We start from the raw sequence: 24,079 nt of genomic DNA, 5'->3' as shown, positions 1-24,079 counted from the left end.
GGCGGGACCACGGCGCCGGGCGGGGCCGGCGGTGGACCGGGCCCGGCCTTACCGGGGTGCGGCGATCATGGGGGTATCGCCGCACCCCGGAGCTTCATCGGCCGCTCCGCCCGGGCGGCCCGCGGAAGGTGCCGCCGCGGCGCGGGTGCGTACTCAAGTCGCCACCGGGGCTGGAGAGGTTGCCGTGGTGACGCGAATATTTCCCGGAAGCCGCCCGCCGGGTCCAGACCCGCGACACGACCGGCCGGGGGCCGCCCCAGAAACGGCTCAGAAACCGCCGCCCAGCACCAGCGGACCGTCCCTTCCGACCGCCGCCACGGCGTACGCGTCGCCGCTGGTGTCGCGTTGCCCCGGGGCGTGGTCGAACTGCCCGGCGAAGGTGTAGGTGCCGGCCGCCAGGGTCAGGCCCGGGTCGAGCGTCCACCGGTAGACCAGGAAGTCGCCCTCCTCCTGGACCGACGCGGTGATCCGCCCCGGGGCCGAGCAGAAGGAGCCGGTGCCGGCCACCCCGCCGGCGCGCGCCAGCCACAGTTCGACGGTGACCACGGTCAGCTCCTGATGGACCGTCAGCCGTACGTCGCTCTGTGACCAGGACGCGGTACTCGCCGCGTCCACCGCGCCGGCCGAACTCGCCGCGCTGGTGTCCCTGCCGGACGCGGACGGCGTCGGGGTGGTCGCGGGGCCCGTCGGGCTCGCCGGGGACACCGGGACCGCGGGGGTCGCCGGCCCGGTTGGGGACGCAGGACCGGTGGGCGGTGCGGGGCTCGTGGGGACGACCGGGGTGGCCGGGATGCCGGAGGTCCGGGAGGGGCCGGGCGACCGGGCCGGTGTCGGCCCGGTCGGTGAACCGGGCTTGTGCAGCGCCCTCTTGTGGTGGTGCGCCGGTGTCCGGCCGGTGTGGTGCGCGGGGGCGCCGCCGCGACGCACCGCGGTCTTACCGGAGTCGTCCGCGTTGCCACCGCCGCCGGTCGGCCGCGCGGCCCCGGGGCCACCGGGGGTGACCACGGTCCGCCCGGGGTCCGCGCCGTCGGAGACCGCCCCCACCGCGAGCCCGCCGATCCCGATCACGCCGGCCGCGGCGGCCGTCACCGCGGCGATCCTGGTCCAAGGAGCGGTCGGCCGTTCGCCGCGGCGGTCCTCGGCCGGCTGCCTGTCGCCGCCGATCGCCCGCTCCACCCGGGCCAGTATCCGGGCCCGGTCGGGACGGTGCGCGTCGGCCGCCTCCCGCAGCCGCTCCGGCAGTTCGGCCATCACACTCCCCGTCCCGTACGCGTGCGGGCGCGCCGCGGGGGAGCGGGCGTGCCCAGGATCCGTGCCGGGTCGGGGCCCGGCGCCGGTCCCGGGCGAGCCCGCTCCCCCGCGGGGGCAGGCGCGGCTCCGGCCGGCGGCTGGGCCAGCAGCCGCTCCAACTCGGCGACCCCGCGCGACGTCTGGCTCTTCACCGTACCGACCGAGATGCCCAGCGCCTCCGCGGTGTCCTTCTCCGACAGGTCGAAGGCGTGCCGCAGCACCACACAGGCCCGCTTGCCGAACGGCAGCCGCAGCAGCGCCTCCCGCAGATCGAGTACGGCGGGTACGTCGGGTGCCTCGACCCGCTCGCTGCGCTGTGACCAGAACAGCGCGACCCGCCGCCGTTCCCGCACCGCGCTGCGGATCTGTGACCTGGCCAGATTCGCCACCACGCCCCGAGCGTAGGCGACCGGGTGGTCGGCGGCCCGCACCCGGTCCCAGCGCCGCCACAGCACCACCAGCGCGTCCGCCGCGAGATCGTCCGCGGCGTCCGCCTCGCCGGTCAACAGCGCGGCGAGGCGGGCGAGTTCGGCGTAGTGCCGTTCGAAGAACTCGTGGAACGCGGCGGCATCGTCGTCGATGGCTGTGTCCACGGTTCACCTCTTCCCACCCGATGCTCCGCCATGGCGCGGCGTGAGCGTAGCAGCGGTCAAAGGTGCTGGGCAGAGGGCGGGAAGAGCGGATTCACCGGCGCCCCCGACGGGTTCTGGCGCCCCTTGCCGGTGGCATCGGCCAGCGGAGTCGGGCCCGGTCGGTCAGCCGATCCGCACACAGCGCTGTACGCGGGTGACCAATTGGAGATCGAACACGCCCCCCGATGTCTCCGGCCGCGACTCCAGCAATGTCCGTACCCGGCCCAGTACATCGGCCTGTTGGTCCGGTTCGCGCACCAGCACGTGGGAGTGGGTGGCCACCGTCGCGATCAGTGAGTCGACCGTGCGCGGCTGGCGGTGCGGGAAGTCGGCCCGCCGCACGGGGGAGTAGCGCGGATGGGGGTCGATCCGGGGGCGGGGCGACCATTGTTCGAACGGCAACCGGTTGCCGACGATCCGGCCGATCTCCGCGATCCAGTCGATCCGGTCGTCGTCGGTGTTCCACAGCGCGGTCAGCGCGCCGCCGGGCCGCAGCACCCGGGCGATCTCCGGCAGCGCCCGCTCCTGGTCGAACCAGTGGAACGCCTGCCCGACGGCCACCGCGTCCACCGAGGCGTCCGGCAGCGGGATCTCCTCGGCGCCGCCGGCCAGCGCGGTGGCGGCCGGCACCCGGGCCCGCAGTTCGGCGAGCATTCCCGGGTCGGGCTCCACCGCCGTCACCCGGTGGCCGAGCGCCACCAGGGAGGCGGTGAGCTTGCCGGTGCCCGCGCCCAGGTCCAGCACGTCGAGCGTCGCGCCGCCGCGGGTGACGGCCGGTTCGAGTCCCCAGCGCAGCCCCGCCTCCGGGTAGTCCGGCCGGTGCTCGGCGTAGGCGGCGGCGACCGCGCCGAAGGAGGAGGCGCGGCGGGCGAAGAACGTGGGGTCGTACGGCTGATCGGGTGACCCGCCTGTTGAGGCGTCAGTCGGCCGGCCGGGTGCCGGATCCGGCGTGCCGCCGGCTTGCGGGGTCGCGTGGTGGGGTTCATGGGTGGCCATGCCGAGGACCCTAGCCAGTAGCCAGTAGCCAGTAGCCAGTAGCCAGTAGCCAGTAGCCGGTCCGCGGGGAGCCTTAGAGCCGGCGGGTGGCGAGCAGCAGCCGGTCCCGCGCGTCGAAGAGCGTGTCCTTGATCATCTGCTCGTGTCCCGGGGTGAGCCGGGCCACCGGCACCGAGCAGCTCACCGCGTCCCGGGCCGGGGTCCGGTACGGGATCGCGATGCCGAAGCAGCGCAGCCCCAGCGTGTTCTCCTCGCGGTCCACCGCGTAACCCTGCTCCCGGATCTGGGCCAGCTCCTCGATCAGCTTCTCCCGGTCGGTGTGGGTGTGCTCGGTGAGCGGCTCCAGGGTCTCCGGCAGCAGCTTGCGCACCTGCTCGTCCGAGTAGGTGGCGAGCAGCGCCTTGCCGAGCGAGGTGGAGTGCGCCGGGAGCCGGCGGCCGACCCGGGTGAAGGGCCGCAGGTAGTGCGGGGACTGCCGGGTGGCCAGATACACCACGTTGGTGCCGTCGAGCCGGGCCAGGTGGATGGTCTCGCTGGTGTCGTCGGAGAGCCGGTCCAGGGTGGGCCTGGCGGCGGACACCACCTCGTCACCGTCGATGTACGAGGTGCCGACCAGCAGCGCGCGCACCCCGATCCCGTAGCGCGTCCCGGTGGCGTCGGTCTCGATCCAGCCCAGCTCGACGAGGGTGCGCAGCAGCATGTAGAGGCTGGACTTGGGGTAGCCGACCGACTCCTGGACGCCGGCCAGACTGTGCATACCGGGGCGGCCCGCGAAGAACTCCAGCAGTTCGACCGTGCGGACCGCGGACTTGACCTGGGAACCCGGTCCCTCGGCAGCAGTCATCGCGTTTGATCCCTCTGTTGGTTGGAGTGTCGGCTCGGCAGGCGGTTGGGCAGCCAGTCCGGCAGCCAGTCCGGCAGCCAGTCCGGCAGTCGGTCCGGCTGTCGGCTCGGCAGTCGGTTCGGCTTGTTCGGCCGGGAGGCATGGACGTAGGCTCCCGGGCAGGGATTCACATCTGAAGACGTCGTTCAGTATAGAGAACGGCGAGCGTGGGCAGCACGGAAATGTGGAGGTTCTTCCGGTGGCAGTACCAGTCTGGAGCGTCGACCCCCGAACCGGGAAGCAGCGTGAGCAGGTCGCCGTCGAGGCCGGCGCCGCGGCGGTGGACGCCGCCGTCCGCGCCGCCGCCACCGCGCTGCCCGCACTCGCCGACCGCGGCGCGCGGGCCCGGCTGCTGCGCGGCGCGGCCGGCCTGCTGGAGGAATCGGCCGCCGAGGTGATCGCCACCGCCGACGCGGAGACCGCGCTCGGGGTGCCGCGGCTGACCGGCGAGCTGGCCCGTACCGCCTTCCAGTTGCGCGCGTTCGCCGACATCGTGGACGAGGGCGCCTTCCTCGACGTGATCATCGACCACCCCGATCCGGCCGCCGTGCCCATCCCGCGCCCTGACCTTCGCCGCTGGAAGATTCCGCTGGGCGTCGTCGCGGTCTACGCCGCGAGCAACTTCCCGCTGGCCTTCTCGGTGCCCGGTGGCGACACCGCGAGCGCGCTCGCCGCCGGCTGCCCGGTGGTGGTCAAGGCGCACCCCGACCACCCGGCCACCTCCGCGCTCTGCGCCGATCTGCTGCGCCGGGCGGCCGTCGCCGCCGGGCTGCCCGCCGACACCGTGGTGCTGGTGCACGGCTTCGAGGCCGGCGTCGAACTCGTCAAGCACCCTCTGGTCGCGGCGGCCGGCTTCACCGGCTCCATCCCGGGCGGCCGGGCGCTCTTCGACGCGGCGGCCGCCCGCCCCCGCCCGATCCCCTTCTACGGTGAGCTGGGCAGCCTCAACCCGGTGGTGGTCACCGAGGCGGCCGCCGCCGAGCGGGCCGAGCAGATCGGCGCCGGGCTCGCCGGGTCCTTCACGCTCGGCAGCGGCCAGTTCTGCACCAAGCCGGGCCTGGTCCTCACCCCCGCGGGCGCCGACGGCGACCGGCTGGTCGCCGCGCTCACCGAGGCGGCCGGGGCCGCCGGCCCCGGTGTCCTGCTCGACCCGAGGATGCGCGAGAACTTTCTCAAGGGGGCCGCCGCCCGCGCGGCGCTGCCCGGCGTCACGGCGCCGGTCGTGCCCGGCGAGGCGGGCGGGGGCGGTGCGGCAGGAGGGGACGGGGTGGCCGTACGACCCGGCTACGTCGTCGCCGAGGCGGGTGCGCTCGCCGAGCCCGGCGCGTACGACCTGCTGCTCGAGGAGTGCTTCGGGCCGCTGACGGTGGTGGTCCGCTACCGGGACGCCGCTGAACTGGCGGCCGTTCTTGACCGGTTGCCTGGCAACCTCACGGCCACCGCGCACCTCGGCGTGCGGGAGGCCGCCGAGGGCGGCGGCGCGGCGGCGGAGCTGCTGGCCCGGCTGACCGGGCTGGCCGGCCGGGTGCTGATCGATGGCTGGCCGACCGGTGTGGCGGTGGCCGCCGCCCAGCACCATGGTGGCCCCTACCCGGCGACCACTTCTACCTCGACGTCCGTGGGCGGCACCGCCATCGAGCGGTGGCTCCGCCCGGTCGCCTACCAGGACACCCCGCCCGCTCTCCTGCCGGCGGAACTGCGTGACGGTAATCCCGCGGGGGTGCCGCGACGGGTGGACGGGGCGTGGGAGGGGCGCGGGCGCGGCTGAGCGGGCGGCCCCTTTCGGCGGTACCCCGTCCGCGGGTCCGCTGTGGCTGGTCGCGCAGTTCCCCGCGCCCCTTGTGGGGCCGGTGGGTGCTGCTTGCGCTGGTACTCCGGGTGCCGGTTCGTGGTGGCTTGTCGCGCAGTTCCTCGCGCCCCTGGCGGGGGCCCGTGGCGGAGCTCTCCGCTGGTAGGCCTTGGGCGGAGGCGGGAAGCTGGAGGTCGGTCGCTGACAGGTCGTTCAAGGAGGTCCGCCGTGTCCCCAGCCGGGTCGAAAGGATTCAGCGTGCGCCGCGTCTACGATCCGCCGGAGCCCGCCGACGGGCTGCGGGTCCTGGTGGACCGGCTGTGGCCCCGGGGGCTGGCCAAGGACCGGGCGGAGCTCGACGCATGGGCAAAGGAACTCACCCCGTCGGCCGAGGCGCGGTCCTGGTACCACGCCCACCCCGACCGGTACGCCGACTTCGCCGACCGCTACCGAGCCGAACTCGCGGCGGCCGACCCCTCCGCCGAGCAGACCGCCGACCGACTCCGCACCCAAGCCGCAGCGGGCCGCGTCACCCTACTGACGGCCGTAAAGGACGAGGAACACAGCCACATCCCGATCCTGCTCACCTACCTGACCGACTAACCCACCCCCCCACGCCCCCCGACGCACCGGCACCCGGGCCACCAGCGCAAGGGGTCGCCACGGGCCCCGAAGGGGGCGCGGGGAACTGCGCGACGAGCCACGACGCACCGGCACCCGGGGTGCCAGCGCAAGGGGTCGCCACGGGCCCCGAAGGGGGCGCGGGGAACTGCGCGACGAACCACGACGCACCGGCACCCGGGGTGCCAGCGCAAGGGGTCGCCACGGGCCCCGAAGGGGGCGCGGGGAACTGCGCGACCAGCCACGACGCACCGGCACCCGGGGTACCAGCGCAAGCAGCACCCACCGGCTCCGCCAGGGGCGCGGGGAACTGCGCGACCAGCCACGACGCACCCGCGGACAACGTGCCGGCACAAGAATCCGCCACCGCCCCGCAAGGGCCCCTCAGCGATGGAGAGCCGCGCTCAACGCCGCCAGCGCCCGGTCGACGGCCGCCGGGTCGGCCGCCGCCCCGAAGTGGTTGACGCGAAGCAGATCGGCGGCCAGTTCCCCGGCGCCCGCCGCCAGCGGCGCCGCCGGATCGGCGGCCAGCGCGGCGGCAGCCAACTCGCCCGCGTGAATCCCCTGCGGCGTACGGATCGTGGTGGCGACCGGAGCCACATCACGCGCATCGGTCACGTAGGGGGTCAGCCCCAGATCGAGCGCCCCCTCCCGCGTGCGGTCGGCCGCCGCCCGGTGCCGGCCGATCACCGTGTCGAGACCCACCGCCTCGATACGGTCGAGGCACGCCGCCAACGCCAGCATCTCCAGTTGCGCGGGCGCGTGCGGCAGCGCCCGGCGCCCGGCGTCGATCCAGCCGGACTTCCAGTCCAGCAGCGACAGATACGAACGGCGCGGCGCCGCCGGATTCGACCCCAGCCGCTGCCACGCCCGCTCGCTGACCGCGACCGCGGACACCCCCGCGGGCCCGCCCATCGCCTTCTGGCCGCCGATCACGCACAGATCCACTTCCCACGCGTCGGTGAGCAGCGGCTCGGCCGCCACCGACGCCACCGCGTCGAGCATCAGCAGCGCCCCGTGCGCCCGCACCACCGCGGCGATCTCCGCGACGGGGTTGCTGACGCCGGTGGCGGCCTCGGCGTGGACCAGCGACACCAGCTCGATCCCGGGGTGCCGCTCCAGCGCCTCGGCGACCTGCTCGCCGGTCACCGCGCGGTCGAAGGGCACCGCCAGGTCCACCACCTTCGCGCCCGCGTCCCGCAGCCAGCCGCCGAAGGTCCGGCCGTAGGGCCCGGTGACCACGTTCAGCGCTGTGGACCCGGGCCGGGCGGCGCCGCGGATCGCGCCCTCCAGCGGCAGCAGCGCCTCGCCCTGGGTGATCACCACATCGTTGGAGGTACGCAGCAGCGCGGCCAGCCGCCGCTCGATCGCCGCGAAGTCCGCCGCGGTCAGCGCCGGGAGGTCGAGCAGCGGGTGGGGCGCGGGCGCGGGCCCTGATGACGAGGACGCCGACGACGACGAGGATGCCGACGACGGCAAGGACGGTGGCGGCTGGGCGGACACGGGGGACTCCTCGGACAGGGGAGGTCCTGGGACGGGGGCCGGAGACGGGGACCGTACGAATCGAGCCTACCCAGAGCCTCGTACAGTGCCGTGCATGGCTGATCACGAGGCGTTGCACATCAGGGGCCGGATCCTGGCCGGTCCCGAGGACATACGGGACGAACTGTGGGTGGTCGGCGGCAGGATCACCTATCAGCGGCCGGCCGGTCCGGTGGCCGGCCCGATCGCCGGCTGGGTGCTGCCGGGGCTGGTCGACGCGCACTGCCATGTCGGCCTCGACGCGCACGGCGCGGTGGACCAGGCCACCACCGAGGAACAGGCCCGTACCGACCGGGACGCCGGGACGCTGCTGCTGCGCGACGCCGGATCGCCCAGCGACACCCGGTGGACCGACGAGCGCGACGACCTGCCGAAGATCATCAGGGCCGGCCGGCACATCGCCCGCACCCGCCGCTACATCCGTGACTACGCCCACGAGATCGAGCCGGGAGACCTGGCCGCCTACGTCCGGCGGGAGGCCAGGCGCGGCGACGGCTGGGTCAAGCTGGTCGGCGACTGGATCGACCGGCGGACCGGTGATCTGGCCGCCTGCTGGCCCAAGGACGCGCTCGCCGAGGCGATGGCCGCCGCCCACGAGGAGGGCGCCCGGGTCACCGCGCACTGCTTCGCCGAGGAGTCCCTCGCCGATCTCGTCGAGGCGGGTATCGACTGCGTCGAGCACGCCACCGGGCTCACCGCCGACACCATCCCGCTCTTCGCGGCGCACGACGTGGCCATCGTGCCGACCCTCGTCAACATCGCCACCTTCCCCCGGCTCGCGGCGGGTGGCCGGGCCAAGTTTCCGCGCTGGTCGGACCACATGCTGCGGCTCTACGAGCGCCGCTACGCGACCGTGCGGGACGCCTACGACGCGGGGATCGCGATCTACGCCGGTACGGACGCGGGCGGCAGCCTGCCGCACGGGCTGATCGCCGCGGAGGTGGCCGAGTTGGCCGGGGCCGGGCTGCCGGCGCTGGACGCGCTGTCCGCCGCCACCTGGCGGGCACGGGAGTGGCTCGGCCGGGAGGGTCTGACGGAGGGCGCGCCGGCCGACTTCGTCGTCTACGACGAGGATCCGCGCGCGGACCTGCGGGTGTTGGCCGCGCCGCGGCGGATCGTGCTGCGGGGTGCGGCGGTGGGGTGAGGGGCGTGGCGGGGCGGGGTGTGCGGTGAGGCGCGGGTTCTCCCGGGCCCCGGGCGTGGTGGGCGAACCCCCCTCCTCCGTGCCGTACTACGCGGTGGGGGCGGTAGCTCTGGTTACGGTGGGGGTGGCGGTCTTTCTTGTGACCGGGCGTCGGCGGAGGTCTGGGGCGCCTGGAGGGGATGAGTATGAGGAGTGAGCCGTGGGGGGTTGCTTGGTTGAGGTGCGTGGGCGTCTGCCGGTCGTTGGTGGCTGGTCGCGCAGTTCCCCGCGCCCCTGAGTTGCAGGGCGTTGCCGTTCCGGGCTGCCTCAGCCCCCTAGGTTGCTGGGCGTTGCCGTTCGGGGTTGTCTCAGCCCCCTAGGTTGCTGGGCGTTGCCGTTCGGGGTTGTCTCAGCCCCCTGAGTTGCTGGGCGTTGCCGGTTCGGGCTGTTGTGACCCCCGCGGGGGTGGGGGGTGGGGCGGGGCTAGGGTGGGGGAGAGGTAGGCGGCGGGGGAACGAGGGTTGGGCGGGGCGATGGGTGACGGGGTGTTCGCCGGGCGGTACGAACTCGTCGAGCTGATCGGCTCCGGCGGGATGGCCCGGGTGTACCGCGCTCGGGACACCCGGATGGGCCGTACCGTCGCCGTCAAGACGCTGCTGGCCCACCTGGCCGGGGACCCCGACGCGCGCCGCCGCTTCGCCCGCGAGGCGCAGGCGGCCGGCGCGCTGAACCACCCCGGCATCGTCACGGTCTACGACCAGGACGAGACGACCGACGGCGGCTCGGTCGTCCCGTTCCTGGTGATGGAGCACGTGCCCGGCACGACGCTCGCCGAACTCCTCGACCGGCCGGAGCCGTTGACGCCCGAGCGGGCCGTGCGGATCGCCTGCGACATGCTGGACGCGCTCGCCCACGCGCACAGCCACGGCACCATCCACCGCGACGTCAAACCCGCCAACGTCCTGATCACCGAGGAAGGCGCCGTCAAGGTCGCCGACTTCGGCATCGCCCGGGTGCTGCACAGCGAGCCCCGGCTGACCGCGGCCGGCTCCGCCATCGGCACCCCCAGCTATATGTCGCCCGAGCAGATCACCGGCGCCGAGGTGGACGCCCGCAGCGATGTCTACGGCGTCGGCTGCGTACTGACCGAACTCCTCACCGGGCGACCGCCGTTCACCGACGCCAACGCCCTCACCCTGATGTACCGGCAGGTGCACACCCCGCCGCCCGTACCCTCGTCCCGCGATCCGCGGCTGCCGAGGGAACTGGACGACCTGGTGCTCGCCGCCCTCGCCAAGGAACCGGCGGACCGCCCGCCGACGGCCGCCGCCTACCGTGACCGGCTGCGGGCCTGGCTGAAGGCGAACAGCGCTGCCACCCTCAGCGGGCCGGCCGCCGCCCCCGGCGCCGTCTGTGACGCACCGTCAGGAACCGCGCGGCGCCCGGCCGACCCGCGGGCCACCTACGGGGTCGGCGCCGCCCTGCCGGTGCTGCCGCCGGCCCCGGACCGCCGCATACCGAGCGCCCCGGCCGCCGCCCCGCCCGCCCCCGCCCCCGCCGCCGTCCGTGACGCCACCCCGCCGCCCGCCCCGGCCGGCACCCCGCCGACGTCCGCCCGCCCCGAGCACCCCGCCTACGCCAGTCCGCCGCGGATGCCGCCGCGGTACGCGCCCGGCAACCCGCCGCCCTCGGGCCCGTCGAGCCGGCCGCCGGGCGCTGTCGCCGGGGCCGCCCCACCGCCGCCCGATCCCCGCCGCGCCCGGCGTCTCTGGCTCGCGGCCGGCGCCGGGATCGTGGTCCTCGCCGTCGGGATCGGTCTGGCCGTCGCCAACGCCCCCTTCGGCGGCGACAGCCGGCACGACGCCGGCAAACCCGGCGGCCACACCCCCACCGCCACCCCCTCCGCGCGGCCGAGCGCCGTCAACGCCGCTCTCCGCCTGCACGGCGGCAAGGAGGGCAGCGGCTACGGCGGCGGCCAGGGCGGGGTGGTGCGCCCCTCTGTCACGACCGGCGGCACCCTCCGTCTGGTCGCCACCTATCCGCCCATCGGCATGCTCGACCCGGCCGCCAGCTACGACACCACGTCGTGGAATCTGCAACGCCTCTACCTGCGCAAACTCGTGGACTACGCGCCCGTGCCCGGCCCCGCGGGCCACGAGCTGGTGCCCGACCTCGCCACCGACACCGGCCGGGTCAGCCCCGACGGCCTCACCTGGACCTTCCACCTCAAGCCCGCCCTGACCTTCGACAACGGCGCCCCGATCACCTCCCAGGACGTCAAATACGGCGTCGAGCGCACCTTCGACCGCGCCGTCTTCAACGGACCCACCTACTTCGTGGACCTCCTCGACCAGGGCCAGCACTACCCGGGCCCGTACAAGGACAGCGACCCGGACAAGATGGGCCTCCACTCGGTGGCCACCCCCGACCGGAACACCGTCGTCTTCACGCTCGCCAAACCCTTCGCCGACTTCCGCAACGTGCTCGCCCTGTCCATGGGCGCGCCGATCCCGCCCGCCGCCGACACCGGCGGCGGCAAGGACTTCCAGAAGCGTCCGGTCGGCAGCGGCCCCTACAAGGTGTCCGGCTACGACGCCGACACGTCGGTGACGCTGGTCCGCAACCCCTTCTGGAAGCAGTCCACCGACGCCGTCCACTCGGCGCTGCCGGACCGGATCGAGCTGCGCTTCCTGGCCGGCCAGGACCTGGTGGAACAGGCCCTGCTGACCGGCACCGCCGACCTCGACATCGACAACTCAGGCCTGACCAAGGCCACCGAGACCAAGATCCTCGACGACAGCGCGCTCAAGGCCGACAGCGACCCGGTCTACAGCGGCGCCACCCGGTTCCTGAGCCTCCAGACCTCGGTCGCGCCGTTCAACGACTACCAGTGCCGGCAGGCGGTGCAGTACGCGGTCGACCGCTCGGCGGTGCGGGCGGCCTACGGCGGCGCGTACGGCGGCGGCGACATCGCCAACACCATGCTGCCGCCCACCACCGACGGCCACGACCCGGCCGCGGCTCCCTACTCCACCCCGGCGGGCCGGCCCGACCCGGCCAAGGCGAAGGCGAAGCTGACCGGTTGCGGCGATCCCGACGGCTTCGACGTCACCCTGGCCGGGGTGAACAGCCCGCAGTCCACCGCGGCCATGACGGCGATCGCCGCCGCCCTCGGCCATGTCGGCATCAAGGTCACGGTGGACGCGGTGGCCTCGTCCGCCTTCTACGACGCGCTGCTGTCCCCGGCCAAGCTGAAGAGCAAGAACTGGGGCATGCTGCTGACCAGTTGGTCCGGCGACTGGCCGACCGGCGGCGGCTTCCTGCGTGCCCTCGTCCAGCCGGACAGCCCCACCGACTACTCCGGACTCGACGATCCCGACATCAACAACTCGATCGAACAGGCGGACAACGAGACCGACCCGGCCCGGGCCGCCGCCGACTGGAAGGCCATCGACAAGAAGGTGATGACCGAGGCCACGATGGTGCCGCTGGTCTACGACCGGCACCTGGTCTACCGCAGTTCCCGGCTCACCAATGTCTACGAGCAGCAGGTGCTCGGCGCGGTCGACCTCACCGCGCTGGGCCTCGTCCGGTAGCGCCCGACAGCGCGGTGACGAAGCCGTCGGTGGTGGCGCGGTCGCGGACCGCGACACGCAGCCAGTCGGGCCCGAGACCGGGGAAGGTGTCCGCCCGGCGCACCGCGTAGCCCAAGGCCCGCAGGTCCAGGCGTACCTGGGCCGCCCCGGGCAGCCGCAGCAGCACGAAAGGCGCGGCCGGACGGTCGCCCGCGACCTCAAGACCGTCGAAATCCCGCAGCCGGGCCAGGAGATGGGCCCGGTCCGCGGCGACCGTACCGGCCGCGCGCGCCGCCTCGGCCAGCGCCTCCGGCTCCATACACGCCCGGGCCGCCGCCAACGCCGGTGTCGACACCGCCCACAGCGGCTGGGCCCGCTCCAGCGCCGCGATCGACGCCGGTTCCGCGAGCACGTAACCGATCCGCAGGCCGGCCAGCCCCCAGGTCTTGGTGAGGCTGCGCAGCACCACCAGCCCCGGTACGTCCCGCCGGTCCGCCAGCGCCTCTCGTTCGCCCGGCACCGCGTCCATGAACGCCTCGTCCACCACCAGGGTGCGGCCGGGACGCGCCAACCGCCGGAGCAGCGACGCCGGATGGAGTACCGACGTCGGATTGGTCGGATTGCCCACCACGACCAGGTCCGCGTCCGGCGGAACCAACGCCGGGTCCAGCAGAAAGCCGTCGGAGGCGGCCAGCAGCACCCGCTCGACCGGGTGTCCCGCGGCCCGCAGCGCCGCCTCGGGCTCGGTGAACTGCGGATGCACCACCACCGCCCGGCATGGCGTCAGCGCCCGGGCGAGCAGCACGAAAGCCTCGGCCGCGCCCGCGGTCAGCAGCACCTCCGCATCCGGCCTGCCGTGCCGTACGGCGACCGCGTGCCGGGCGGCCCGGCCGTCCGGGTAGGCGGCAAGTCCGGTCAGCGAGGCGGCGATCCGTTCGGCCAGCCACCGAGGCGGCGTTCCGGTGCGGACGTTGACGGCCAGATCGACCAGGCCGTCGCCGACCTCGGTGTCTCCGTGATGCCCGAGGTCGTAACCGCCGTGCGCGGCGGGCTCAGTGGGAGTGCGCATGAGACCCGTGCCCGTGCCCGTGTCCGTGCCCGTGCTCGTGTGCCGGGTCGTCCGGGTGGTGGTGCGGCTGCTGCGGCCGGCCCACCCGGTCCTCGAAGCCGGGCAGGGCGATCCGGTAGACGCAGGTGTCGCAGTTCATCCGCAGATCGCCGCCGACGGTCTCCCGGTAGCGCTCCATGACGAGTTCGGCCAGCTCCGGCTCGGGACCGATCACCTCCGCGCACCGCACATCGGCCCCGTCGTGCGCCGCCGCCCAGGCGGCGGCCTGCTCCCTGACCCGGTCCGGCAGCACCCCGGTGAAGAGGAAGTACGGCAGGACCACGATCCGGCGGGCGCCCAGCAGCCGGCAGCGCTCGAGACCGGCCGGCACCGAAGGCTCTGCCAGCGACACGAACGCGGTCTCCACGCCCGCGTAGCCCCGGCCCTCCCACAGCAGCCTGGCCACCTTGACCACCTCGGCGTTGGCGTCCGGGTCGGTGGAGCCGCGGCCCACCAGCAGCACCGTGGTCTCCGCCCGGTCCGCCCCGCCCAGTACCTCGTCCACCCGGCGCTCCAGCACCGTCAGCAGGTTCGGGTGCGGCCCCAGCGGACGTCCGTACGCGTACGACGTGCCGGGGTGCCGTTCCTCCTCGCGGGCGAGCGCCGCCGGAATGTCGCCCTTGGCGTGCCCGGCCGAGACCAGCACCAGCGGAACGGCGGCGAAGTCCCGTACGCCCGCCGCCACCATGTCCCGCACCGTGTCGGCGAGCGGCGGCGGCGACAGCTCGATGAAGCCGCCGCCGACCGCCAGCTCCGGCTGGGCGGCGCCGAGTTGGGCGACGAAGGACCGGAAGGCCGCGGCGCCGGCCTCGTCCCGGGTGCCGTGGCCGACGAGAAGCAGGGCGCGGGGGTTCACTGGAGGTTCTCCTCGGAGTGCTCGGGGGATTCGGCCGACTGGGGGGCATCGGCCGACTCGGCGGCATCGGCCCGCTCGGGGGCTTCGACCGGTTCCCCCAACGGATACGGCGTGTACAGCAGGGCGTTGAGCGCGGCGGCGGCCACCGCGGAGCCGCCCTTCTCCGAGACGTTGCTGACCGCGGGCAGCCCGCAGGCGCGCAGCCGCGCCTTGCTCTCGGCGGCGCCCACGAAGCCGACCGGCATCCCGATCACCAGCGCCGGAGCCACGTCCAGCGCGATCAGCTCCTCCAGCGCGGTCGGCGCGCAGCCGATCACCCAGACCGCGCCGGGACCGACCTCCGCGAAGGCGAGCCGGATCGCGTGCGCGCTGCGGGTCAGCCCGGGGGCCGCCGTCGCGTCGGCCAGCCGGCAGACCGAACGGCGGGCGGTGATGCCCGAGGCCACCATCGCGACATCCGCGACGACCGGGGCGCCCTGGTGCAGCGCGGTGTGCGCGGCCCTCAACTCCTCCTCATCCGCGACGAGTTCGGTGGCGTACGCCAGATCGGCGCTGGCGTGGATCACCCGCTCGAGAACCGCCCTGCGCAGCGGTGGCAGCGCGGAGGTGTCGAGCCGGGAGCGCAGGATCCGGAACGACTCCTGCTCGATGGGGTGGACGGTCCGGGTCACGGTGTGTCTTCTCCTGATCCCGATGCTGGTTCCGACGGTGCTGCCGACGCTGGTTGCGATGGCGATTCCGCTGCTGATTCCGATGCCGGTCCCGGCCGCTGCCAGCGGTAGCCGCGCGGGGTGACCATACGGCCGGCGACGGTACGGGTCGCGGTGTTGCCCACGGTGACGACGGTGACCATGTCGACGGTCGTCACGTCGAGCGCGGCGAGCGTGGTGACCTCGGCGCGCTCGTCGGTACGGGACGCCGCGTGCACCACACCCACCGGGGTGGCCGGCGGCCGGTGGTCGGCCAGGATGGACAGGGCCTTGGGGAGCTGCCAGTCCCGGCCGCGGCTGCGCGGGTTGTAGAACGTCACGACCAGGTCGGACTCGGCGGCGGCGCGCACCCGCCGTTCGATCACCTCCCACGGGGTGTGCAGGTCCGACAGGCTGATCGACACATGGTCGTGGCCGAGCGGCGCGCCCAGCAGCGCGGCGGCGGCCAGCGCGGCCGTCACCCCGGGGACGCCCACCACGTCGATCTCGGCGGTCGCCTCCGCCAGCGCGGGCGAGGCCATCGCGTAGACCCCCGCGTCCCCGCTGCCGATCAGGGCGACCGCGTGGCCGGCCCGCGCCCGCGCGACAGCGGTACGGGCCCGCTCCTCCTCGGCGCCCAGGCCCGACGCGAGCACGGTGGTCCCCGGCCGGAGCAGGTCCCGGATCTGGTCCACGTACTGGTCCAGGCCGACCACCACGGAAGCGCGCCGCAGCTCCCGCTCCGCCCTCGGCGTCAGCAGGTCCCTCGCCCCGGGACCGAGCCCCACCACGGCGAGCCGGCCGCGCGGCACCCGCCGGGCGACGGCGGCCGTCGCCATCGCCGACTTCCGCTTCTGCGCGACGAGTTCACCGCCCGGCGCGCTCAGCAGCGCCGCCGCCTCCGCCACGGAGGGCGTGCCGACCGCGGCGAGCGGCGCGGCGGACGGATTGGGCACGGGGATCCGGGCGAGGGCGTCGGCGGGGTGGGTGAGCAGCGGCACCTTGAGCGCGGCGGCGGCCTGGACGATCCCCGGCTCCCCGGCCTTGGCGTCGACGGTCGCCAGCGCGGCGACGCTCCCGGCCGCGAGCCCGGCTTCCGCCAGGGTCCCCGCGATGAGTTCGGCGACCTCCGCCGCGCTCACCCCGCGACTGGCGCCGACTCCGACGACCAGCGACGGCGGCCGTACGTAGACGGTGTGCGGGGCACCGTCCGCCGGCCGGTCCGCGGGGTGGTCCACCACCCGATCGGTCACCCACACGAGGTAGTCCCCGGGGTGCGTCCCGGTTGCCGGGTCGTGGCCCGCCGGGGGTCGGCTTTCCCCCGGGGAGGGAGCGCCGGTGTCCGGCGTGGGGCTCGGGTCGGTCGGCGCGGGTTCTGTCGCCGGGAGCCCGGGGGGCGAGGGCACCTCGGCAGCCGGGTCGTAGGCCGCCGTCGCGCGGCTTTCTTCGGCGGTGTCGGCGGCGGTGTTGGCTGGGGTGTCTGCTGGGGTGTCTGCTGGGGTGTCGCCGGGGTGGGGGGCCGGGAGCACCGTGGGCGCCGGCCCTCCCGCATCGCTGAACCGTGCCGCGCGCCGCGGCTCTTCCGGGGTGACCGGCAGCGGCGGCAGCGGCCAGACCGCGTCCGACCGGAGGAGGACCGGCCGGCCGTCAAGGAGGGCGCGGGTGACCGCGGGCAGCGCGCCCTCGACCGGATACGGCAGGAGGTCGAGCGCCGGGAGCCCGACGGCGTCGGTGGCCGTGGTGACGACCGGCGCCGTACCGAGGACCGGGGTCAGCGCCGCCGCCAGCTCATTGGCGCCGGACGCGTGGCCGCCGAGGAGGGCGACGGCGTGCAGCCGGCCCTCGTCCACGGTGACGACCGCCGGATCGGTCCGCTTGTCGCTCAGCAGCGGCGCGAGCAGCCGGACCGCGGCGCCCGTCGCCAGGAAGACCACGAGCTGGTCGCACTCGGTGAAGGCGGCCGGCAGCGCCTCGCCGACCGGCGCCTGGTAGATCCGCGTCCGGTCCGGCCAGGCGGCGGCGAGCAGCGCACAACCCCGCCGCCCCGCCGCCGTCGCCGAGATGAGCCCGATCACGCGACCGCTCCTTCCACCACCGCGGGGCGGGTGCCCCACAGAACGAACACCGGATTGCCGGCCGCGAGCCGGACCACGTCGCCGGGCAGCGGCGCCAGCCGGGAGGACTGCAACAGCACACCGTCCGGCTCCAGACCGGCCGACCGCAGCGCGGACCTGACCTCCGCGACGCGGTCCACCGCCGCCAGCGTCACCACGACGCGGCGCCGCGCCCGCCGCCCGCACGCCGCCACGATCCCGGCCAGCTCGCGTCCACCGCCACCGACGAACACCACGTCGGGATCAGGGAGTTCGCCCAGCACCCGCGGCGCCGCGCCCACCACCACCTGGACCTCCACGCCGTGCGCGGCGGCGTTCGCCGTCACCCGGGCCGCGCCGGCCGGATCACGCTCGACAGCGACCACCGCCGCCCCGAACCGCGCGCACTCCACACTGACCGAGCCCGACCCGGCGCCGATGTCCCACACCAGCTCACCGGTGCGCGGCCCGAGCCGGGCCAGAGCCAGCGCCCGCACCTCGGCCTTGGTGACCATCGAGTCGCGGTGCGCGAACTCCTCCTCGTCCAGGGCCCATTCGGCGGGCACCGGCCCGGGCCCCGCGACCGTAAGGGCCCGGTCGGCCACCAACTCCCGCGCCGCGCCCAGGCACAGCACCACGGACACCGCGGCCGGCCAGTCACGGCGGGCGGCGGCGGCTGGGGAGACCCGGACCACCTCCTCGGTGTCGGTGCCGAGCCCGGCGGCCACCACCAACTCCCGCTCGCTTCCGGCCCGGTCGAGCGCCGCGCCCAGCTCGGCGGGTCCCGCGCCCGGCCCGGTCAGCACCGCCACCTTGCGGTGCGCCCGGCACACGTTGACCGCGGTCCGCAGCTCGCGCCCGTGGGCGCTCACCACCACCGCGTCGTCCCAACTGAGCCCCAGCCGGGCGAAGGCCACCGCCACCGAGGGCGACGACGGCCGCACGTCCAGCGCCGCCGCGCCGAAGCGCGCGCCCAGCGCCCGGACGATCCCGAAGAAGCCCGGGTCACCGGAGGCCAGCACCACCACGGGACCGCCGTCCTCCTTCAGATGCCGCTCGATCGTGTCCAGCGCGGGCGCCAGCGGCCCGAGCACGATCTGCCGCGCCCCGGGAAGCGGTTCGACCGCGGCCAGATGCCGGGCCGCGCCCACCACCAGGGCCGCGTGGCGGACCGGGCCGGCCGGCGGCGGCCCGCCGGTGCCGGTCCCGACGACCGTGATCATCCGCTCACCCACGGGAACCGCGCAGTTCCCGCCGGGCCGCCGGGTCCGCCCGCCGGAAGCCGTGGAAGTGCCCGGGGTGGTAGAGGTGCGAGCGGGTGCCGGCCGCCGACAGCGCCGGGCCCACCAGGAACAGCGTGTGCTTCCACAACTTGTGCGCCTTGACGGTCTCCTCGAGCGTCTCGACGGTGCAGCGCAGCAGCAGCTCCTCCGGCCAGGTCACCTGATGGGCGATGATCACCGGCGTATCGGCCGGGTAGCCGCCTTCGAGCAGCTCCGCGGCGAGCTGTCCTGACCTGGCCGCCGACAGGAACAGCGCCATCGTCGTACCGTGCCGGGCGAACTCCCTGACCTCCTCGCCCGGCGGCATCGGCGTCTTGCCGCCGCCCAGCCGGGTCAGGATCACCGACTGGGCGACCTCCGGAATCGTCAGCTCCCGCCCGGCCAGCGCCGCGACCGCCGAGAACGACGACACCCCCGGCACGATCTCCACCTCGATGCCCAGCTCCGCGCAGCGGTCGACCTGCTCCTGCGTACCGCCCCACAGCGCCGGATCACCCGAGTGGATCCGCGCCACCCTCAAGTCCTCGCGCAGCGCCCGCCGGTAGACCGCGACGACCTCTTCGAGCGACATCCCCGCCGAGTCCAGGATCTCCGCGTCCGGCCTGGCGTGCTCCAGCACCTCGGCCTGCACCAGGCTCGCCGCCCAGATCACCACGTCCGCCGCCGCGATCGCCGCCGCCGCCCGGAAGGTCAGCAGATCCGCCGCGCCGGGCCCCGCGCCCACGATCGTCACCTTGCCGCTCACAGCTTTCCACCCCTCCCGCCGTCCCGCCGCGCCGGCGCGATCAGCGTCGACAGATACGGCAGCGGCCCGTCCGGCAGCTCGGCCGCCGGCCGGATCGACTCCTCCGGCAGCCCCAGCGAACTGCCCCACACCGCGCCCTCGATCCGCCCGGTCGCCCGCAGCGCCGCGGCGACCTCCGCCGCCAGCCGGCCGAACTTGTACGCCACCACCGTGCCAGGACCCTCCAGCGCGTCCTTCAGCACCGCGGCCCCGGCCGTCACCGGTACCAGCGTCAACGGCTCGGTGCCCTCGGCCAGTACGGCGCCGCTGCGGGCCGCCAGGTCCTGCATCGCGGTGATGCCGGGCACCGTCTCGACCGTCAACTCGCCCGCCGCGCCGAGCAGTCCGGCCACCGTGTGGGCCAGGTAGGTGAAGGTCGAGTACACATTGGGGTCGCCGATGGTGGCAAAGGCCACCGAGCCGTGCTCGGCCAGCAGTTCGGCGACCCGCGCGCCCGCCGCGTCCCAGGCCGTCGCACGACGGGACCGGTCGGTCCGCTCGTTGAGCGCGAACACCACCCGGACGACGCGGGACGCCGGCACATAGTGCCGTACGGTCGCCTCCGCGCGGCCCAGTTCGCCGGTGTCCATCACGGGGACGACCACGGCGCCCGCGGCCCGCAGCGCGTTGACGCCCTTCACCGTCACCAGTTCGGGGTCGCCGGGGCCGACCCCGACCCCGGTCAGCCGCAGCGGCCTGGCTTCATCGTCACTCATCACGCGACGCACCTTTCGACGCGTCCTTCGACGCACCCTCGACGAAACGCCGGGCCAGCGAAGGCTCGCCGGCCCAGTGCACATGCAGATACGAGGCATGCACGTTCCGCGCCGCGAACCCCTCGGTACGGCGTTCGGGACGCGTGAACCCCCAAGCCGGGCTCGGGCCCGCGGCCGGCTCGACCCGGGTGCGGTGGAACTCGTGGCCGCGCAGCCGGGTGCCGGCCGCGGCGAGCGGACTGTCGCCCAGCGCGACCGCCTCCCGATAGCCCAGGGTGAGGCGGTCGGTCATGGTGGCCGTCGTGTCCAGCACTCCGCACATGGGGACGCCGTCCACCTCCCGGCCCAAGTAGAGCAGCCCGGCGCACTCGGCGGCGACGGGGCCGCGGAAGGCGGCGATCTCCGCGCGCAGCCGGGCGTTGGCGCTCAGCTCCGCCGCGTGGAGTTCGGGAAAGCCGCCGCCGAGGACGACCGCGGCGGTGCGTTCCGGCAGCGACTCGTCGGCCAGCGGATCGAAGGGGACGACCTGCGCGCCCGCGGCGGTGAGCAGTTCGCTCTGCTCGGCGTAGCCGAAGGTGAAGGCGGCGCCGCCGGCCACGGCGATCACCGGCCGTGCGTGGCGGTGCCGCGTACCCGGCTCACCTGGTGGTCGCGGCGGCTGCCAGGGGGCGTCGTCCAGCGCCGGGGCGGTCCTGGCGAGCGCCAGCAGCGCCTCCAGATCGCAGCCCTCGCGGACACCGGCCGCGGCGGCGGCGACCCATTCCCGTGCCTGGGCCGCGCGTTCGGCCGCCGGGACCAGGCCGAGGTGGCGGGAGGGGACATGGAGGATGCCGGCGCGGTGCAGTGCGCCCAGGACCGGCACGCCCGCCTCGTCCAGGGCGGCGCGGAGGACCTCCTCGTGCCGGGGCGAGCCCACCTTGTTGAGGACGACGCCGCCGAGCCGGACCAACGGGTCCCAGGACGCGAAGCCGTGCACCAGGGCGGCCACCGAACGGGCCTGGGAGGAGGCGTCCACCACCAGCACCACCGGGGCGCGCAGCAGCTTGGCCACCTGGGCGGTGGAGGCCAGCTCGCCCTCGCCCGAGGCACCGTCGAAGAGGCCCATCACGCCTTCCACCACGGCGAGTTCGCAGCCGGCGGCGCCATGCAGGAACAGCGGGGCGATCTGTTCGGTCCCGCACAGATAGGGGTCGAGGTTGCGGCCGGGGCGCCCGGTGGCCAGGGCGTGGTAGCCGGGATCGATGTAGTCGGGGCCGACCTTGTGCGGGGACACCGCGAGGCCGCGCCCGGCGAAGGCCGCCATCAGGCCGGTCGCGACGGTGGTCTTGCCGCTGCCCGAGGACGGCGCGGCGATGACCAGGCGGGGGACGGAGATCACCACTCGATGCCCTTCTGCCCCTTCTGGCCCGCGTCCATGGGGTGTTTGACCTTGGACATGTCGGTGACCAGATCGGCCGCCTCCACCAGCGCGGCGGGCGCGTTGCGGCCGGTGATCACCACATGCTGGCTGCCCGGCCGGTCCCGCAGCACCGCCACCACCTCGGCGGTGTCCACCCACCCCCAGTGCATCGGGTAGGCGAACTCGTCCAGGACGTAGAGCTGATACGTCTCGGCGGCCAGATCGCGCTTGACCTGCGCCCACCCCTCGCGGGCCGCCTCCTCGCTGCTGACCTCCTGCGCCACGGTGCGCTGGACCCACGACCAGCCCTCGCCCATCTTGTGCCAGGCGACCGTTCCGCCCTCACCGGAGGCGCCGAGCACCCGCAGCGCCCGCTCCTCGCCGACCCGCCACTTGGCGGACTTGACGAACTGGAACACCCCGATCGGCCAGCCCTGGTTCCAGGCCCGCAGCGCCAGGCCGAACGCCGCCGTCGACTTGCCCTTGCCGACGCCGGTGTGGACGATCGTCAGCGGCCGATTGCGCCGCTGACGGGTCGTCAGACCGTCGTCGGGCACCGATGTCGGCTGTCCCTGCGGCATCAGGCGGCCCTCCGTACATCCTTGACCAGCGCGGACACCGCGTCCGCGCGCAATTCGCCGAGCGTCACCGCGATCCCGCCGAGTTCCCCGGCGAGCGCGCCCGCCAGCCCCAGCCGGACCGGACCGGACTCGCAGTCCACCACCACCGCGGCGGTCCCCGCCGCGGCCAGCAGCCGGGCCGCCCGCGCCGCGAGCGCCACCGGCTCGGGGCCGCCGGTCGCCCGGCCGTCGGTGACCACCACCAGCAGCGGCCGGCGCGAGGCGTCCCGCAGCCGCTCGATCCGCAGCACTTCGTGCGCCTTCAGCAAGCCCGCGGCCAGCGGGGTGCGGCCGCCGGTCGGCAGCTTCTCCAGCCGGGCCGCGCCGGTGTCCACCGACGAGGTCGGCGGCAGCGCCAACTCGGCGCCGGAGCCCCGAAAAGTGATCAGCCCCACCTTGTCCCGCCGCTGATACGCGTCGAGCAGCAGCGACAGCACCGCGCCCTTGACCGCGCCCATCCGCTGCCGGGCCGCCATCGAGCCGGACGCGTCCACCACGAAGAGCACCAGATTGCCCTCGCGGCCCTCCCGCACGGCCTGCCGCAGGTCGTCCTTGCGCACCACGAGACCGGTCCCGGCCCGGCCGCGCGCCCGCTGGTGCGGGGCCGCCGCCTGGACCGTGGCGGCCAGATGCAGCTTGGTCAGCGCTCCTCGCGGACGGCGCGCCCCGGTGGTCCTGCCGTGCGCGGTCCTGGCCCGCGACCTGCGTCCCGCCGCGCCCTCGCCGAGGCCCGGCACGGTCAGCGGCCTGGTCTTGTACGGTTCGGCCGGCGCTTCGGGCGGCCGGGTGGCCGCCGCCCCCTCTGCGGCGCCGGGCCGGGTGCCGCCGTCGCCCGCCGGGGCGCCGGCCGGCTGCTCCTGCTGCCCGGGGTCCGACTGCCCGGGGTCCGACTGCTCGGTGTCCGACCGGTCGGCCGGCGTGTCAGCCCCGCCGCTGTCCCGGGGGTCCGTCCCCGGCCCGTCCGGCGGCGGCGTGCCACAGCCCGGGCCGTCCGGGCCGCCGTCCGGCTCGGGGTCGTCGTCCGGATCAGGTTCCCCTGCGCCCGCCTCCCGCTCCAGCGCCTCGTCCAGCTTCTCCTCGTCCAGGCCCGGCGCGTCGAAGGGGTTGCGCCGCCGCCGGTGCGGCAGCGCCAGCAGCGCCGCCTGCCGTACGTCCTCCGCCAGCACCACCGTGCGGCCCGCCCACGCGGCCAGCGCCGTCGCGGTCCGGGCCATCACGATGTCGGCGCGCATCCCGTCCACCTCGAAGGCGGCGCAGGTCGCGGCGATCTGCCGCAGCGCTCCGTCACCGAGCCGCACCTCGGGCAGCAGCGCCCGCGCGGCCACGACGCGTTGGCGTACCCCGTCCTCGTCGGCCGCCCACCGCGCGGCGAAACCCGCCGGATCGGCGTCGTACGCCAGCCTGCGGCGCACCACCTTCACCCGCTCGTCGGTCTCCCGGGACGCCGCGACCTCGACGGTCAGACCGAACCGGTCGAGCAACTGCGGCCGCAGCTCGCCCTCTTCGGGGTTCATCGTGCCGACCAGCAGAAAGCGGGCGGCATGGCGGACCGAGACACCCTCCCGCTCGACGTAACTCGCGCCCATCGCGGCGGCGTCGAGCAGCAGGTCCACCAAGTGGTCGTGAAGCAGGTTCACTTCGTCCACGTACAGGATGCCGCGGTGCGCCGCCGCGAGCAGGCCGGGCTCGAACGCCTTGACGCCTTCGGCGAGCGCCCGTTCGATGTCGAGCGCGCCCACCAGCCGGTCCTCGGAGGCGCCGACGGGCAACTCCACCATCCGGGCCGGCCGTTCGGTGCCCTGGGCGGCGGGGTCGTGCGGCCCGTCCGGGCAGCCCGGGTCGGGGGCCGCCGGGTCGCAGGAGAAGCGGCAGCCCGGAAGGACCGCCACCGCGGGCAGCAGCGAGGTCAGCGCCCGTACGGCGGTGGACTTGGCGGTGCCCTTCTCGCCGCGCACCAGCACACCGCCGATCGCCGGGGAGAGCGCGTTCAGCAGCAGTGCGAGCCTTAGCTCCTCCTGCCCCACCAGCGCGGTGAACGGATACGGAGTGCTCACGAACGGGCCTCTTTCCTGGCTGGAGG

Annotated in this window: 19 protein-coding genes; 4 read left to right on the top strand and 15 right to left on the bottom strand. The window is 75.0% G+C overall.

The window, feature by feature from the left end:
* Positions 1–267: 267 nt before the first annotated feature.
* The 4 genes from OG519_RS07105 to OG519_RS07090 form a co-directional block, all read right to left on the bottom strand.
* Positions 268–1,251 carry a hypothetical protein gene (locus tag OG519_RS07105; RefSeq protein ID WP_405580095.1) on the bottom strand — a complete coding sequence of 328 codons (984 nt, stop codon included), beginning with the start codon at positions 1,249–1,251 and terminating at the stop codon, positions 268–270.
* Positions 1,251–1,883: a SigE family RNA polymerase sigma factor gene (locus OG519_RS07100; RefSeq protein WP_405580093.1), complete on the bottom strand. Its 633-nt coding sequence runs from the start codon at positions 1,881–1,883 to the stop codon at positions 1,251–1,253. The genes OG519_RS07105 and OG519_RS07100 overlap by 1 nt, the downstream gene beginning before the upstream one ends.
* A 162-nt stretch (positions 1,884–2,045) precedes the next feature.
* The gene (locus OG519_RS07095) at positions 2,046–2,918 is read right to left on the bottom strand and encodes a class I SAM-dependent methyltransferase (protein WP_405580091.1); all 873 of its coding nucleotides are present in this window, start codon (positions 2,916–2,918) and stop codon (positions 2,046–2,048) included.
* 73 nt (positions 2,919–2,991) lie between these two features.
* Complete coding sequence (locus OG519_RS07090) at positions 2,992–3,762, bottom strand: IclR family transcriptional regulator (RefSeq protein WP_405580088.1); 771 nt, start codon at positions 3,760–3,762, stop codon at positions 2,992–2,994.
* Positions 3,763–4,000: 238 nt separating this feature from the next.
* Between OG519_RS07090 and OG519_RS07085 the strand changes: the two genes are divergently transcribed.
* Positions 4,001–5,569 (top strand): aldehyde dehydrogenase (NADP(+)), encoded by a 1,569-nt coding sequence (locus OG519_RS07085; RefSeq protein WP_405580086.1) that lies wholly within the window; start codon positions 4,001–4,003, stop codon positions 5,567–5,569.
* 279 nt (positions 5,570–5,848) lie between these two features.
* Entirely contained in the window at positions 5,849–6,193 is a 345-nt protein-coding gene (locus OG519_RS07080) for a DUF488 domain-containing protein (RefSeq protein ID WP_405580083.1), read from the top strand.
* 402 nt (positions 6,194–6,595) lie between these two features.
* On the opposite strand, the gene OG519_RS07075 is transcribed toward OG519_RS07080, so the two are convergent.
* Positions 6,596–7,621: a pyridoxal-phosphate-dependent aminotransferase family protein gene (locus tag OG519_RS07075; RefSeq protein WP_405592525.1), complete on the bottom strand. Its 1,026-nt coding sequence runs from the start codon at positions 7,619–7,621 to the stop codon at positions 6,596–6,598.
* 187 nt (positions 7,622–7,808) lie between these two features.
* On the opposite strand from OG519_RS07075, the gene OG519_RS07070 reads away from it, so the two are divergent.
* Complete coding sequence (locus tag OG519_RS07070; protein ID WP_405580080.1) at positions 7,809–8,897, top strand: amidohydrolase family protein; 1,089 nt, start codon at positions 7,809–7,811, stop codon at positions 8,895–8,897.
* 512 nt (positions 8,898–9,409) lie between these two features.
* The gene (locus tag OG519_RS07065) at positions 9,410–12,472 is read left to right on the top strand and encodes an ABC transporter substrate-binding protein (RefSeq protein WP_405580077.1); all 3,063 of its coding nucleotides are present in this window, start codon (positions 9,410–9,412) and stop codon (positions 12,470–12,472) included.
* Here OG519_RS07065 and cobC read toward each other — a convergent pair.
* The 10 genes from cobC to OG519_RS07015 are packed head-to-tail and all read right to left on the bottom strand — an operon-like array spanning position 12,447 to position 24,053.
* Positions 12,447–13,520, bottom strand: a complete 1,074-nt coding sequence (cobC, locus tag OG519_RS07060; RefSeq protein WP_405580075.1) for an Rv2231c family pyridoxal phosphate-dependent protein CobC — start codon at positions 13,518–13,520, stop codon at positions 12,447–12,449. The two genes, OG519_RS07065 and cobC, sit on opposite strands and share 26 nt — an antisense overlap.
* On the bottom strand, positions 13,504–14,415 hold the full coding sequence (locus tag OG519_RS07055) for a sirohydrochlorin chelatase (protein WP_405580073.1): 912 nt from the start codon (positions 14,413–14,415) through the stop codon (positions 13,504–13,506). Before OG519_RS07055 ends, cobC begins: the two co-directional genes overlap by 17 nt.
* Entirely contained in the window at positions 14,412–15,086 is a 675-nt protein-coding gene (locus tag OG519_RS07050; RefSeq protein WP_405580071.1) for a precorrin-8X methylmutase, read from the bottom strand. Before OG519_RS07050 ends, OG519_RS07055 begins: the two co-directional genes overlap by 4 nt.
* The gene (cobJ, locus tag OG519_RS07045) at positions 15,083–17,179 is read right to left on the bottom strand and encodes a precorrin-3B C(17)-methyltransferase (RefSeq protein ID WP_405580069.1); all 2,097 of its coding nucleotides are present in this window, start codon (positions 17,177–17,179) and stop codon (positions 15,083–15,085) included. The genes OG519_RS07050 and cobJ overlap by 4 nt, the downstream gene beginning before the upstream one ends.
* A complete protein-coding gene (gene cbiE / locus OG519_RS07040; protein ID WP_405580066.1) occupies positions 17,176–18,420 on the bottom strand; it encodes a precorrin-6y C5,15-methyltransferase (decarboxylating) subunit CbiE in 1,245 nt (414 codons plus the stop codon). The genes cobJ and cbiE overlap by 4 nt, the downstream gene beginning before the upstream one ends.
* 4 nt (positions 18,421–18,424) lie before the next feature.
* A complete protein-coding gene (gene cobM / locus OG519_RS07035; RefSeq protein WP_405580064.1) occupies positions 18,425–19,225 on the bottom strand; it encodes a precorrin-4 C(11)-methyltransferase in 801 nt (266 codons plus the stop codon).
* The gene (cobI, locus tag OG519_RS07030) at positions 19,222–19,980 is read right to left on the bottom strand and encodes a precorrin-2 C(20)-methyltransferase (protein WP_405580062.1); all 759 of its coding nucleotides are present in this window, start codon (positions 19,978–19,980) and stop codon (positions 19,222–19,224) included. The genes cobM and cobI overlap by 4 nt, the downstream gene beginning before the upstream one ends.
* Positions 19,973–21,358, bottom strand: a complete 1,386-nt coding sequence (locus tag OG519_RS07025) for a cobyrinate a,c-diamide synthase (protein ID WP_405592523.1) — start codon at positions 21,356–21,358, stop codon at positions 19,973–19,975. Before OG519_RS07025 ends, cobI begins: the two co-directional genes overlap by 8 nt.
* Positions 21,355–21,960: a cob(I)yrinic acid a,c-diamide adenosyltransferase gene (gene cobO, locus OG519_RS07020; RefSeq protein WP_405580059.1), complete on the bottom strand. Its 606-nt coding sequence runs from the start codon at positions 21,958–21,960 to the stop codon at positions 21,355–21,357. Before cobO ends, OG519_RS07025 begins: the two co-directional genes overlap by 4 nt.
* Positions 21,960–24,053 (bottom strand): putative cobaltochelatase, encoded by a 2,094-nt coding sequence (locus OG519_RS07015; protein WP_405580057.1) that lies wholly within the window; start codon positions 24,051–24,053, stop codon positions 21,960–21,962. Before OG519_RS07015 ends, cobO begins: the two co-directional genes overlap by 1 nt.
* Between the last annotated feature and the right edge of the window lie 26 nt (positions 24,054–24,079).

Source organism: Streptomyces sp. NBC_01190 (assembly GCF_045039895.1).
GTDB lineage: Bacteria > Actinomycetota > Actinomycetes > Streptomycetales > Streptomycetaceae > Actinacidiphila.
Note: the sequence above shows the minus strand (reverse complement) of the source record. Positions and strands in the feature narration are given on the sequence as shown.

Bases quoted from the DNA above. Each gene is read 5' to 3' on its own strand.
- OG519_RS07105 (WP_405580095.1), bottom strand. From the start codon at position 1,251: ATGGCCGAACTGCCGGAGCGGCTGCGGGAGGCGGCCGACGCGCACCGT.
- OG519_RS07095 (WP_405580091.1), bottom strand. From the start codon at position 2,918: ATGGCCACCCATGAACCCCACCACGCGACCCCGCAAGCCGGCGGCACG.
- OG519_RS07090 (WP_405580088.1), bottom strand. From the start codon at position 3,762: ATGACTGCTGCCGAGGGACCGGGTTCCCAGGTCAAGTCCGCGGTCCGC.
- OG519_RS07070 (WP_405580080.1), top strand. From the start codon at position 7,809: ATGGCTGATCACGAGGCGTTGCACATCAGGGGCCGGATCCTGGCCGGT.
- OG519_RS07065 (WP_405580077.1), top strand. From the start codon at position 9,410: ATGGGTGACGGGGTGTTCGCCGGGCGGTACGAACTCGTCGAGCTGATC.
- cobC (WP_405580075.1), bottom strand. From the start codon at position 13,520: ATGCGCACTCCCACTGAGCCCGCCGCGCACGGCGGTTACGACCTCGGG.
- cbiE (WP_405580066.1), bottom strand. From the start codon at position 18,420: ATGATCACGGTCGTCGGGACCGGCACCGGCGGGCCGCCGCCGGCCGGC.
- cobI (WP_405580062.1), bottom strand. From the start codon at position 19,980: ATGAGTGACGATGAAGCCAGGCCGCTGCGGCTGACCGGGGTCGGGGTC.
- cobO (WP_405580059.1), bottom strand. From the start codon at position 21,960: ATGCCGCAGGGACAGCCGACATCGGTGCCCGACGACGGTCTGACGACC.